Raw genomic sequence first — 12,150 nt, forward strand, 5'->3', positions numbered from 1 at the left:
TGCAAGTCTGGATGCCGGCATGTGCATGCCGGACACCGCGCATCTCTTCGATTCGAGCACGACCCGCAAAGGCATGCCTTTCCGGCTGATGGACGATGTAGCAGGCTGTCCCGCGTCCGGGCGCCGGCTCCGCATGATCGAGGCATCCACGCCGTGCCGCAGCAGCACGAGAGCTCGCCGTCTGTCGCTTACACAGCCGATCCGATCGATCCCGCAGTGCCGGGGCCTTGACGTGTCGTCTCGACTAACCCATCTTTCAAGGTTTGGAAAAGGTTGTTTCGCTGCTTGCCAGCGGTTCATTAGCCGAGCCATCCATCGTGCAGCCGACCGGAATCGAGACCATGCTCGAACGTGCCGCAACCCCGGAAACGCGATTGATCACGCCAGCCTTTGGATCCTGCCTCGGGTCTCCGAGCGCGGATCGCAAAGACACAGACCTCCTCGGCGGAGAGCGCTGCTCCACATCGCGGAGGCTTGAATCATTCGGATGGGCATGTCTTGCCTTCGCGTTTGCCGGAGACTGCTTTGGCGCGGATGTGCGGGTCACGTGGAACCCGGTGGATGACCCAAGAGCGTCGAGATACCAGGTCCATTTCGGGCAAGCGAGCCGGGCATACGTAGGCTCGGTGGATACTACCCAAACGACCGCCGTCATCAATGGACTTACACCCGGACAGCTGCACTATCTGGCTGTTCGTGCCTGCACGCGAGACGGCCTTGTATGCAGTGAATTCTCGAATGAAGTCATTGTCGCCATCGCACCCGACGGGGACGTGCTGCCGGTAGAGCCCTGCTGGGCCTGCTTACCGAACCAAGGAGGCTGGCGTGTGCTTTTGAAATGAGCCCGGTGTGCATCGGGCCTGTCTTGCTTCCCGTCCATCGAATCACACTCACGAAACTGAACCGCATTCAACCGGATACCACCTCGATACCCGAAACGTGACTCGTCGAAATCTTGCTCTCGTTCTTGTTGCTGCAGCGACTGCCGCTTTCGTACTCGCTCCGGACGAGCGGGCACGACCGGACAAGCAATCGATCGACCATCAGCCGATGGCGCCGGTTAGCGACGTTGTGCACGCCGAGGCGACGACGCCGGATCCCGTCGCCGCGGTCATACCCGCACCGCCGGCGGCGGAAGCGGCATTCCGCGCGGATGCGCGGGGTTTAGAGACTTTTCGAATCAAAGGACCAGCACAACCGCGGCGCAGTCACGACATCAGTGATCCGATCCCGGTCATAGAGACAGGTCGAGCGGCCTGGCCCAACGTTGTGCAGATCGGGGAACCCCTCGACGCCGATGCGCCTGTCGCCGAGTATTACTCTGCTTCGGAACCCGTACCGATCCAGATCGGCCGGACCCTAGACGCGAACGAAACGGATGTTTGGTCTCTTCCCCGGACATCCACCGAGGTCATCGAGATCGGCACCCAGCTCGACGCCGATTCTCCGTGTCCGAACCAAAACCAGGAACGGGAGCCTGTGGACATCGGGCCACCAATCGAGACCGAAGGACTCGGAACCATGCTTTGAGGAGTGGGTCGTGTGGGTTTCGGTGCGAAACCCGGGGCAACAGGCGCCGTGTGTTCATGTTTGGGGATACGCGCCGACGCACAGCATTATCCGCGCTTCAACGCCTTCAAACACGGCAAAATGCCGGGGGCACCGATGAATTTTGTTTCGATCAGCAACAGAGCAGCCGTCGCCGCTGTTCTGCTTTCCGTTTTACCCAACAGCTCGGTCTTGGCCGCCGAGGCCGTCGTTACGGCACAGATCAATCGGGTCTTGATCTCCGCCGACAGCACTTACGGCGGCTGCATGGCCGCCTTGAGCTCCAATCCGCAGAACCTGTTGCCGGCGTGCCTTGCCGACTGGGTGAGCTTCAGCTGCAGCGGTCACTTCACGGATGCGGTCAGAGGGTTTCGGATGCTGGACCAAGCACAGCTCGCTCTCGCCACGAACAAGAGCGTCATGGTCGTCGTGGACGACAGTCGTCGCCACAACGGTTATTGTTTCGCCTCTCGCATCGATGTGATTCGATGAATCGCGTCGGATGGCCCCGCGAGGCGGCGAGTAACGATCGGTGCGTTGCGATCGGCGGCGTCCCGGCTACGGGCAATACCTGATCCGAGAGACTCGTCCGGGTCTCGCCGCCGAGCTCAACGCCCCGTTTGTTCGGTGTGCAGCCGTTCCAGAAGCTCCAACAAGGGCGCCGCCTTGTCGTAGGTCTCGCGATACTCGGCCTCGGGGTCGGAGTCGGCCACGATGCCGCCGCCGGCCCAGAGGCGGATGATACCGGCGGAGTGGACCAGGGTACGGATGGCAATGTTGGTGTCCATGGCCCCGTCGTAGCCGAGATAGCCGATGGCGCCGCAATAAACTCCGCGACGGTGTGGCTCCAGTTCCTCGATGATCTCCATGGCCCGCAGCTTGGGCGCACCGGTGATGGAGCCGCCCGGGAAGCATGCCCGCAGGAGATCCACCGCATTGCGCCCCTCGGCGAGACGACCGCGGACCGTGCTGACCAGATGATGAACCCGCGTATAGCTCTCCACTTCGAAGAGCGTCGGGACATGCACACTGCCGATGGCGCAGACCTTGCCGAGATCGTTGCGCAGCAGGTCGACGATCATGAGGTTCTCGGCCCGATCCTTGGGACTTCGGCGCAGTGACTCCGCGAGCATCCGATCCTCGGCGGGATAGCTTCCCCGCGGTCTGGTCCCTTTGATCGGCTTGGTCTCGACCCGATCGCCGCGCACGCGCAGGAAGCGCTCGGGCGAGGAGCAGAGGATCCTGCAGTCGGGTGTCGCCAGATAGGCCCCGAACGGTGCGGGATTCAGCCGCCGAAGTCCCTTGTACGCCTGCCAGGCGTCGCCCTGCGCCGGGGCAGCGAAGCGTTGTGCGAAATTGACCTGATAGCAGTCGCCCTCGTGCAGGTAACGGCGGATGCGGTCGAGTGCGCTCAGATACTGAGCGCGGCTCAGGTTGGACTGAACGGGCGCCAGGACCCGAAAGGCACCGGTCGCGGGATCCGCCGCGGACAAGGCGCGAATCAAACGTTCGAACACCTCGTCGAGACACGCCTCGTCCTGCGCAATGAGCCGGGAACAGCCGCGCGTGTGATCCACCACAAGCGCCCAGTCATAGATCCCGACGGCCATGTCCGGGATTCCCTCCGCATCTTCGGCCACACTCGGGAGGTGCTCCAGACGCCGGGCAAGATCGTAAGCGAAGTAGCCGATCGCGCCTCCCGGAAGGGCAGACCGGGAATGCGGGGTCGCCGCGGCCCAAGCGCCGCGTCCAGCAACGCGAAGGGATCCGCGGGGGAGCTGCGCACGCCCTGCGCGTCTCGAATCTCGGTCCGATCCCCGAGCGTCACCAAGGTGACACGCGGGTCGGCGGTCAGGATATCGTAGCGCCCGAGCGTGCTCGCCGGCCGGCCACTATCGAGAAAGACGGGCCAAGCGCGGCCTACAAGGGTCTCGAAGAATGGACTGCTGTCGGGGCGATAGGGAAACTCGCGTATGCAGGGGGGCATCAACCTGAATCCGGCAATTGGAGGTTTTAAGGACAACTTCCGGGAACCAAGACACCCGGCCGTGCATGGCTGTAAGCCGTGTCGGGACGCCCTAAGTGATGTCCAGGAAAGGAATGACCAGCATGTCGGTGCAGATTTAGGCGCACCTACATCCCCTGCAGACCTTCCGGGCATGCGTGGTCGGGAGGCTTGCAACAGCGATCGTCGGTGACATCCTGATCGCTCGTCTCCTCCGCCGCCACCCCGAGGGGCCCTGCAGCCCTGACCCAGGCTCTTTCGTCCGCCACCAGGAAGTCTTGTCGATGCCCCTTCTCCGCCCGAGCAAAAATCGCCGCCGCACATTGATCGATCTCTTCTCGGGCGCCGGTGGCATGAGCTACGGCTTCCACGCGCATCCGTCGTTCCGGGTCGTCGCCGCATTCGACGGCGAACGGGGCAAGCCAAGCAGCGGGATTGGTCGCTCGGGCTGCAACGAGACGTTTCGGATCAATCTCGGTGTCGCGCCGGTCTCGACCGATCTCGCCCGGGTCGACGATGCCCTGATCGAAGCGGCGAGGCGCGACTTCCTCGGCGGGCAGGATCTGGATGTCTTGTCCGCGTGCCCACCCTGCACCGGATTCTCTCGGGCAAATCCAAACAATCACCTGGATGACGACGACCGCAACAGCTTGGTGCTGCGCACGGCGCACTGGGTGCGCACACTCGGGCCGCGGGTTCTCGTCATGGAGAACGCCCGAGAGCTCCTGAAGGGCAACTTCGCGCATCACTTCCGCGAGCTTCGTCGGCGGCTTGAGCGGATGGGCTACGACGTCCGGGCGACAGTCCACATGCTGGACAGATTCGGCCTACCCCAGCGACGGGAGCGCGCGTTGGTGATCGCAACGCGCCTCCCGATCGGCGCGAAGGGCCTCGAAGACCTTTGGCACGGCTACGAGGTCGAGCGCACGGCCACCCACGTGCGCCGAGGCATCGGTCACCTGCCGCCGGTGTCTGCGGGAGAGCGTCACCCGGAGGATCCCTTCCACGTCTCGCCCGGGATGAACGACGCAACGCTCGCTCGCCTGCATGCGATCCCTGTCGACGGAGGCTCGTGGATCGATCTTCGGGACCATCGAGACGCTGACCTCCTCATGACGCCCGCGATGAAACGCTGCGTCGCAGCCCGGGACTTCGGATCCCACCCGGATGTCTACGGACGCATGGCATGGAACCGACCGGCGGTCACGATCAAGCGCGAATGCGCACACGTCGGCAACGGCCGCTACAGCCATCCGGAGCAGCATCGACTCTGCACCCTCAGGGAGCTGGCGCTCCTTCAAGGGTTTCCTGAGCAATTCCGGTTCGGCGGCGTGTCGTTGTCCAATCAGTACCGCCACATCGGGGATGCGGTCCCGCCGCTGATCTCTTACCAGCTCGCCCATGTCGTCGAGTGGATGTTCACGGGCGAGAAGCCCGAGGTCGCGGACTGCGTGCTGCCCGGCACAAGCCTCCGTGCCGAGGACATCAAGCCGGCGCCGAGCCACCCCCGGCCCGACTGCCGAGAAACCGAATGCTCAGCAGAGGGCTCGCTCATCGCGCAAGGGTAGCGCAGACCGGACAAGACCAGTGGGGTGAGCTTGAGAGCCCCGCCCTATTGGCCCCCGTTGTTCTTGCTTGGCTCCTTGAGGTGCCCGGTGGCGCCCGACCCGATCGCCGACAGGTTCACGCCTGCCGCCTGATCACCCAAGGGCTCCACCCCATCGCGCTCGCACCGTTCAAGCAGCTCGGCCAAAATCCCGACGCCGGGCACCGCGAGATCGGGCGGCGCCACGTCGGCCAGCGGCACCAGCACGAAGGCACGTCGGGCCATCTCCGGGTGCGGGATCGTCAGGCCGGGCTCGTCGATCCGCGCGTCGCCGTAGATGAGGATGTCGAGATCCAGGATACGCGGCCCCCAACGGGTACCGTCGCGACGACGCCCGTGGGCCAGCTCGATCCGATGGAGCTCCGCCAAGAGTGCCCGCGGCGCCAGCCGGGTCTCGAGATGGGCCGCCGCGTTGATGTAGTCGGGTTGGCCGGGCGGGCCGACGGGCGCGGTCCGATACAGGCGCGAGGCGGCCCGCAGACGGCTTTCGGGCAGCGCGGCCAGCTCCGCGAGGGCCGCCCTCACCTGCCGCTCCGGCCCCTGCAGATTGCTGCCGAGGCCGATCCAGACGGCGACGGGCACACCGAGGGCCAACCGTCCGGGGGAAGAATCAATCAGGGTCATGGAAGCCGCCTCGAACGCATCCGCAAAAAGACCGCCCCCGGCATCCGTTCTCGCGGATGACCGGGGGCGGTCGGCGCACACACGATGGTGTGCGATCGGGCGCTCCAAGCGCCTTGTCGATTACCCAACCTCGATCCGCCGACGCTCCGTCTTCTCGGTCTTCGGCAGATGGACCTCGAGCACACCGTCCTTGAACTCGGCCTTGGCGTTCTCCAGGTCCACGTTGTCCGGCAGTCGCAGCGACCGCATGAAATTGCCGCGCGCGATCTCGGACCGGTAGTAGGTGCCCTTCTCTTCGGTCTGCTCATGCTTGCGCTCGCCTTTGAGCGTCAACACCTGGCCGACCAGCTCGATCTCGAGATCCTGCTTCTCGACGCCCGGCACCTCGGCGCGCACCACAAGCTCCTCTTCGCGGTCGATCAAGTCGACCTTCGGGGTCATCTCGACCGCCTGCTCGAGGCGCGCCCACTCCGGCCACATCTCACGGAACGGGTGCATCCAGCCGTGGCGCCAACCGCGCTGCGGGCCGCCCGGCATCAAGTCGTCGAATGCGCGATCCATCTCGTCGAAGAGTGTCGCCTCCCGACGCGGGACCGCTTCGCCAATCGCTTTGCTTCTGGTTTTCATGGCAGTCCTCCTGTCCTCTATTCCCACTTTAAGTATAGCTCAGAGGTCTGGGCTTGCTCCCGTCGCCGGCCATGGACAACATTAGGCCCTTGAGCCGCAAGTCTTGAACAAACCGTCACGGAATTTATCGTTGTCGTTGTCGTTGTCGTTGTCGTGTTCGTCCGGAATCCGATTACGACAACGACATCGCGCAGAGCTTTCGACGACGTTTCTTGGTTCCGGCTCTGCTGGGTTAGGGCTGCCACGGATCAACCGTTTTGAGGACAATCACCGACGACTCAACCGGCTCGACCGGGCGGCTCACGCATGCATTCGCGGTCCGGTTGCGGGAGGTCGACGTCACCCAGGGGTCCGAATCGGGCACGAATGCACTGGACCAGATTGGTTCCGGGGGCCGTCTCCTGACCGAGCACGGCGCGCAGGATGGTGCGGGCTTCGTCTTCCATGGAACGCCCGTGACTGGCCGCACGCATGCGCAGCTTTGTCTTGATGGAATCGTCGAGGTTGCGGATCGTGATACTGGCCATCGCTCTATTCCAGGCTTCGAAGATGATTCCATCGTCGACTGCACGTCGCCGATCCCGGGGCTCGCCGCCTCAAGCCGCCAACGCCAGCCGCTTCACCGCGCCGAAATCCGTTTTGCCGCTGCCGAGCTTGGGGATCGCCTCGACCTGCAGCACCTCGGCGGGGATGCTCAACGGATTCATCCCGGCCTCGATCAGACGTTTGCGCAGGCCATCGGCGTCGATCTCGCCGGCGACCAGGAGCAGGATGCGCTCGCCCTTGCGCTCGTCCGGCAGGTTGACGGTGGCCAGCTCCAGCTCGGGTTGGCCGAGGATGCGGCGGACCTGATCCTCGACCGCGCCCAGGCTGATCATCTCCCCTCCCAGCTTGGCGAAGCGCGAGTAGCGATCGACGATGGTGAGGAAGCCATCCGGGTCCAGATGGCCCTTGTCGCCGGTCTTATACCAGCGCTGAGCGTCCAGCTCGACGACGACATCCGCAGTCTTTGCCGGGTCGTTGAGATAGCCCTTCATCACCTGGACGCCGCCGATGAGGATCAGCCCGTCCTCGCCCGGCGGCAGGGTCTGCAAGCTCTCCGGATCGACAATGCGGAAGCTGGTGCCGGGTAGCGGCAGACCCACGGTACCGGGACGCGAGCCGGCCTGGATCTTCCAGGTCTCGGTCTCGAGTGCATCCGGGACGTTGACGCTGGCGACCGGCGTGGTCTCGGTCGCACCGTAGCCTTCGTAGATGGGTTTGTTGAACTTGAGTGCGAAGGCATCGCGGACCTCCGGGGCAAGCCGTTCGGCACCGGCGACCACCACACGTACGGACTGAAGCATCAGGGGATGGACGCGCTGATTGCGGATATAGAGCCGCAGGAAGGTCGAGGTGCTGCACAACACGGTCGCACGATAGCGGGCGATCGCCTTGGCGGTGCCGACCGCGTCGGTCGGATCCGGATGGCAGACCATCGGGATGCCTTCGAGCAGCGGCAGGAAGGTGGTCACCGTGAGGCCGAAGGCATGGAAGGGCGGCAGGTTGGCGAGGATGAGATCCTCCGGCTCGGTGTTGAGCACATCCGAGATCTGCCGCACGTTGGCCATGATGTTGCGATGGCTGAGCTCGATCCCCTTGGGCGTGCCCTCGCTGCCGCTGGAGAAGAGGATGGCGGCGGTGTCGTCGGGGCGACCGGGCCGCCCGAACAGCCGGAGTAAAACACTAGCGGGCAGGAGCATGCCGATGCCGAGAAGCGCCAGCGCCTCCGCCTTGCCGATCTCGGCACGCAACCCCTCCATCGGATGGAGCGTCGTCTCGGCGAAGGCTGCGTCCAGGTCGATCCCGCGCTGTTGCAGCTTGGCGAGGAAGCGATCCGAGGTGACGACATGGCGCACGCCGGCGTTGCGCATCCCGGCCACCAACGCCTCGCTGCTCGCGGTGTAGTTGAGATTGACCACCTGCTTGCCGACGAGCAACGCCGCCAGATTGGCGATGACCGCGGCGCTGCTCGCGGGCAGCAGGATGCCGACGGCCGGCTCGGGGGCGAGACGCTTGATCCGACGCGCGAACAGCAGGACCGCCGCGATCAGGCGCCGATTGGTCAGGCGAGTCCCGATCGAATCGATCACGGCCACCTCGCCGAGACGCCGTTTCGCCGCCGCAAGCCAGGCCGCGGGCAGGGTCGGCAGGGTCGCGATGTGGGTCTGCCAGGAGGTCACCGACAGCTCGAAGACCGCCTGCTTGACCTGCTCCGCGCTCGCCTCGCGCGGCAGCGGCTGGCCGAAGGCGACCAGCACGTCGCGGGTCCGACCCTCGCGGCGACTGGCCTTGAGCTTCTCCTTGGCGTAGGAGAAGCGGCTCCCCCATAGACCGCGCAGATAGAAGGGCAGAATGACGCCGGACGTGGCGGCGCGGGCGGATTTCTCGAAGCCGCGCTTGAACTCGGAGAGCTGCCCGTTCTTGCTGATGGTGCCTTCCGGAAAGACGCACACCACCTCGCCGGCGTCGAGCAATCGCGCGACGGTCGCGATCGCCTCGCGACTGCGCCCGCCCGAGATGGGCACCACGCCGAAGAAGTCCAGGAACCAGCGCAGATACCAGCGCTCGTAGATCACCCGTTCCATCACGAAGCGCACCGGCCGCGGGCTGGCCATCTGCACCATCGCCCAGTCGACCCAACTGATATGGTTGCCGAGCATCAGCACGCCGCCCTGCGCCGGCATGTTCTTCAAGCCGATGACGTCGAGCCGATAATGGGTCGACATGGCCCTCGCCATCAGGAAGCGCACCATCGACTGGGGCAACTGATAAAGGGTATAGATGGCCCCGCAAAGCGCGACGACGGCGAGCGCGAGCATCACTGTCAGACCGCCGATGTGCAGATAGGCCGCGAGCACCGTGAGCCCGAGAAAGCTCAGCATCACGATGTTCTGGATGAAGTTGTTGGCCGCGAGGACCCGCCCGAGACCCTGCTCGCCGGCATTGAACTGAATCAGGGCATTGAGCGGCACCAGGAAGACGCCGCCGAGGAAACCGAGCAACAGGAAGTTCAACCCGTGCGCCCAGGCCGATCCCAGACCCGGCAGGACAAAGAGCGCCGCCGCGACGCCGAGCGCGCCGACCGGGATCAGACCGGTCTCGATATGATTGCGCGAGACCCGCCCGGCCAGGACCGAGCCCAGGATGATGCCGATACCCGAGCAAGCGAGCGCGCCCTGGATCACCACCGTGTTGGTCTCGCCGAGGGTCTCTTTCGCGAACGCCGGGAAGGCGGCGAGGATGACCTGCGCGATCGACCAAAAGATCGCCAGCCCCACGATCGAGAGCCAGATCACCTGGTTGTCCCACGCGGCGTGCAGATTGTTGCGCAGATAACGACCGCTGGCGTAATCCGGCCAGACGAATCGCATCTCGGTACCGGGCGCAAGTGCGGGCAGACGGTAGGCCAGCATGACCTCGATCAAGGCACCCGCGACCAGTACCCAGCCGAGCGGGGCCATCATCCCCATCACCTCGTCCGGCGTGCTGTAGCTCAGGCCGGCCAGGCGACCCTCGAACAGGACCGAAAAGAAGAAGATCCCCGCCAGGATCGCCGTCGTGGTCGTCGCCTGGACCCAACCATTGGCGGATGCCAGCGCCTCCTTGCCGACCAACTCCTTGATGTAGCCGTATTTGGCCGGTGAATAGAAGGCACTCTGCATCGCCAGCAGGAAGGTCATGGCGAAGGCCGCCCAGAACCAGCCCAGATAATAGAAGCCCGTAATGGCGAGCGTGACGGCGACCGCCACCCAGGCGCTCGCGCGCATCACCAGATGCTTGGGGAAACGGTCGGCCAGGTAGCCGGACGGCGTGAACAACAGCACGAAGGGCAGCAGAATCAGCGCATTGACGATCGCCGTCAGCAGGATCTGGGCATCGCCGTCATAGGTCTTGAAGAGCGTGTTCTGGATGATGATCTTGTGACCCAAGTCCACGAAGGCATTGAGAAAGAGCATGCCGATATAGGCAACGAAACCGGTGATGCGGAAAAGCTGACCCATGCGAATGCGCCCCCTGGCGTCGACCGAGATTGTTGTCGTTGTCGGCTGTAGACCGCGTTATTTCAACGGACAGACCTCGTGCATTACCGCGACCAAGGTGGCATGTGGCGCGGAGCGCCGGGAGAGGCGTGACACCGCGTGAGCGGTGTCACGAGCACTTTTCCGTTGTCGTTGTCGTTGTCGTAATCGGATTTCGGACGACAACGACAACGAGCAGAGTGCAAGGGGCGATTTAAGTCGCCCCACGCCTTGCAGGCATTCGCAGGGTCCACCGATCCGCGTCCATCCTCGACACATCACCGATCACTCGGGACGCGATTCAGCCGATAGGCGGGACATATAGTCGCTGACCGCCGCGATATCCGTGTCGCTGTACCCCTTGATCGCCTTGACCATCTCCGGGTTGGCGTTGCGTCGCCCGCCGTCGCGAATCAGCTTGGACTCATGGTCGAGATAGCTGACGTGCTGATGCGCGACACGGGGGTAGAACTCCTCGGCATCGCCCTCGCCCTGCGCGCCGTGGCACGTCGCACAGTCCTTCTCGTAGAGGGTTTGGCCGCGCGCCAGGGCCGTGCCGTCGCCTTTGAGATTGGTCGGTGGAATCGGGAGCTGCGACAGATAGGCGGCGATGTCGGCGACCTCCTCGGGGGACACCACCCACTCGGCAACGAAGGGGTGCATCTTGGGGTTGTCCCGCCGCCCGGCGCGCACGTCGACCATCTGCTTGATCAAGACCGTTGCATGCTGGCCGGCCAGTTGCGGATAGAGGGCGTCGCCGCGACCCGAGCCATCCGCCTGATGGCAGCCGCGACAGACGGCATAGGCCTCCTCACCGTTCGCGGGGTCGGCGCGATGGGCCAGCGCGATCATCTGATCCTCGTTGGGCGCGTTCCAGACATAGCCGGGCGATTCGATGCCGGGCGCATGGGGTTGTGCCGGCGGAGATGCCGAGGCGAGGCCGGGCACGAGTACGAGGGCTCCGAGGCCGACGAGACGGGTCATCATGGCGTTCATTCCTCCTCCGTTTCGAGGACCATCAGGCTGGCGATGTATTGGGCCACGGCCAGGGTTTCGGCCTCGCTCATTCGATCGGCCACCGTTTGCATGAGCCCTCGGTCGTTGGTCCGCTCGCCGACGGCATAAAGGCGCATCTGCTCGAGGGTATAGCCGACGTCCTGACCGGCGAGCCGAGGGAAGCGACGCGTACCTTCGCCCTCGTCGCCGTGGCAACCGGAGCAGGCCGGTACGCCGCTGCCCGGATTGCCGTCGTCGTACACTCGTCGGCCAAGCTTCAGCAGCGAAGGATCCGTCACCACGCCCGGGATCGCCTCCTGAGCGGCATAATAGGCGGCGACGTGCGGGATCTCCTCGTCGGTCAGTCCGCCGATGAAATTGCCCATGACCTGGCTGGTACGCCGCCCGGCACGATAGTCCTTCATCTGCTTGACGAGATAGGTCGCATGTTGGCTGGCCAGCCGAGGCGTGTTGGGCATCGGACTGGCCCCGTCCTCGGCATGACAGGCCACACAGACGCGCGCCGCGATGGTCGCACCGATCTCGGGATCGCCTTTGGTTTGAGCAAACAGGGGCGGTGCCGAAAGTACCCCGACACAGGCGGCCAGGACGACGAGCGATTGAATTGCGAGCGATCTCACTGCGGTTCCTCGAATCTGATCGTGCCCCAATCATGTCGCACG

General features: G+C 64.5%; 9 protein-coding genes and 1 pseudogene. 3 read left to right on the forward strand and 7 right to left on the reverse strand.

Translation table 11 applies throughout. The features are described 5' to 3' along the window. Positions 1 to 849 precede the first annotated feature (849 nt). Positions 850 to 1,530, forward strand: coding sequence for a hypothetical protein (locus KFB96_RS14975; protein WP_213457689.1), 681 nt, complete (start codon positions 850 to 852; stop codon positions 1,528 to 1,530). 135 nt (positions 1,531 to 1,665) lie between these two features. After that, positions 1,666 to 2,040 carry a hypothetical protein gene (locus KFB96_RS14980; RefSeq protein ID WP_213457688.1) on the forward strand — a complete coding sequence of 125 codons (375 nt, stop codon included), beginning with the start codon at positions 1,666 to 1,668 and terminating at the stop codon, positions 2,038 to 2,040. 116 nt (positions 2,041 to 2,156) lie between these two features. On the opposite strand, the pseudogene pabB reads toward KFB96_RS14980, so the two are convergent. Next, positions 2,157 to 3,535: pseudogene (pabB, locus tag KFB96_RS14985) on the reverse strand (aminodeoxychorismate synthase component I). Positions 3,536 to 3,837: 302 nt separating this feature from the next. Between pabB and KFB96_RS14990 the strand changes: the two are divergent. Then, complete coding sequence (locus KFB96_RS14990; protein WP_213457686.1) at positions 3,838 to 5,121, forward strand: DNA cytosine methyltransferase; 1,284 nt, start codon at positions 3,838 to 3,840, stop codon at positions 5,119 to 5,121. A 44-nt stretch (positions 5,122 to 5,165) separates the two neighbouring features. Here the strand turns inward: KFB96_RS14990 and folK are convergent, their stop codons facing one another. The 6 genes from folK to KFB96_RS15020 form a co-directional block, all read right to left on the reverse strand. Next, a complete protein-coding gene (gene folK, locus KFB96_RS14995) occupies positions 5,166 to 5,783 on the reverse strand; it encodes a 2-amino-4-hydroxy-6-hydroxymethyldihydropteridine diphosphokinase (protein ID WP_213457685.1) in 618 nt (205 codons plus the stop codon). A 120-nt stretch (positions 5,784 to 5,903) separates the two neighbouring features. Beyond that, positions 5,904 to 6,410, reverse strand: a complete 507-nt coding sequence (locus KFB96_RS15000; RefSeq protein WP_213457684.1) for an Hsp20/alpha crystallin family protein — start codon at positions 6,408 to 6,410, stop codon at positions 5,904 to 5,906. Positions 6,411 to 6,688: 278 nt separating this feature from the next. Further along, entirely contained in the window at positions 6,689 to 6,937 is a 249-nt protein-coding gene (locus tag KFB96_RS15005) for a plasmid stabilization protein (RefSeq protein ID WP_213457683.1), read from the reverse strand. Positions 6,938 to 7,006: 69 nt separating this feature from the next. Beyond that, positions 7,007 to 10,453, reverse strand: a complete 3,447-nt coding sequence (locus KFB96_RS15010; protein ID WP_213457682.1) for an acyl-[ACP]--phospholipid O-acyltransferase — start codon at positions 10,451 to 10,453, stop codon at positions 7,007 to 7,009. A gap of 303 nt (positions 10,454 to 10,756) precedes the next feature. Then, positions 10,757 to 11,467 (reverse strand): c-type cytochrome, encoded by a 711-nt coding sequence (locus tag KFB96_RS15015; RefSeq protein WP_300970339.1) that lies wholly within the window; start codon positions 11,465 to 11,467, stop codon positions 10,757 to 10,759. Next, positions 11,464 to 12,108, reverse strand: a complete 645-nt coding sequence (locus KFB96_RS15020; RefSeq protein WP_213457681.1) for a c-type cytochrome — start codon at positions 12,106 to 12,108, stop codon at positions 11,464 to 11,466. The genes KFB96_RS15015 and KFB96_RS15020 overlap by 4 nt, the downstream gene beginning before the upstream one ends. Positions 12,109 to 12,150 lie beyond the last annotated feature (42 nt).

Source organism: Thiocapsa sp., from assembly GCF_018399035.1.
Lineage (GTDB): Bacteria > Pseudomonadota > Gammaproteobacteria > Chromatiales > Chromatiaceae > Thiocapsa.

Excerpts from the sequence above, each read along its gene's own strand:
- KFB96_RS14980 (WP_213457688.1), top strand. The coding sequence starts at position 1,666 with ATGAATTTTGTTTCGATCAGCAACAGAGCAGCCGTCGCCGCTGTTCTG.
- KFB96_RS14990 (WP_213457686.1), top strand. The coding sequence starts at position 3,838 with ATGCCCCTTCTCCGCCCGAGCAAAAATCGCCGCCGCACATTGATCGAT.
- folK (WP_213457685.1), bottom strand. The coding sequence starts at position 5,783 with ATGACCCTGATTGATTCTTCCCCCGGACGGTTGGCCCTCGGTGTGCCC.
- KFB96_RS15010 (WP_213457682.1), bottom strand. The coding sequence starts at position 10,453 with ATGGGTCAGCTTTTCCGCATCACCGGTTTCGTTGCCTATATCGGCATG.
- KFB96_RS15015 (WP_300970339.1), bottom strand. The coding sequence starts at position 11,467 with ATGAACGCCATGATGACCCGTCTCGTCGGCCTCGGAGCCCTCGTACTC.
- KFB96_RS15005 (WP_213457683.1), bottom strand. The coding sequence starts at position 6,937 with ATGGCCAGTATCACGATCCGCAACCTCGACGATTCCATCAAGACAAAG.
- KFB96_RS15000 (WP_213457684.1), bottom strand. The coding sequence starts at position 6,410 with ATGAAAACCAGAAGCAAAGCGATTGGCGAAGCGGTCCCGCGTCGGGAG.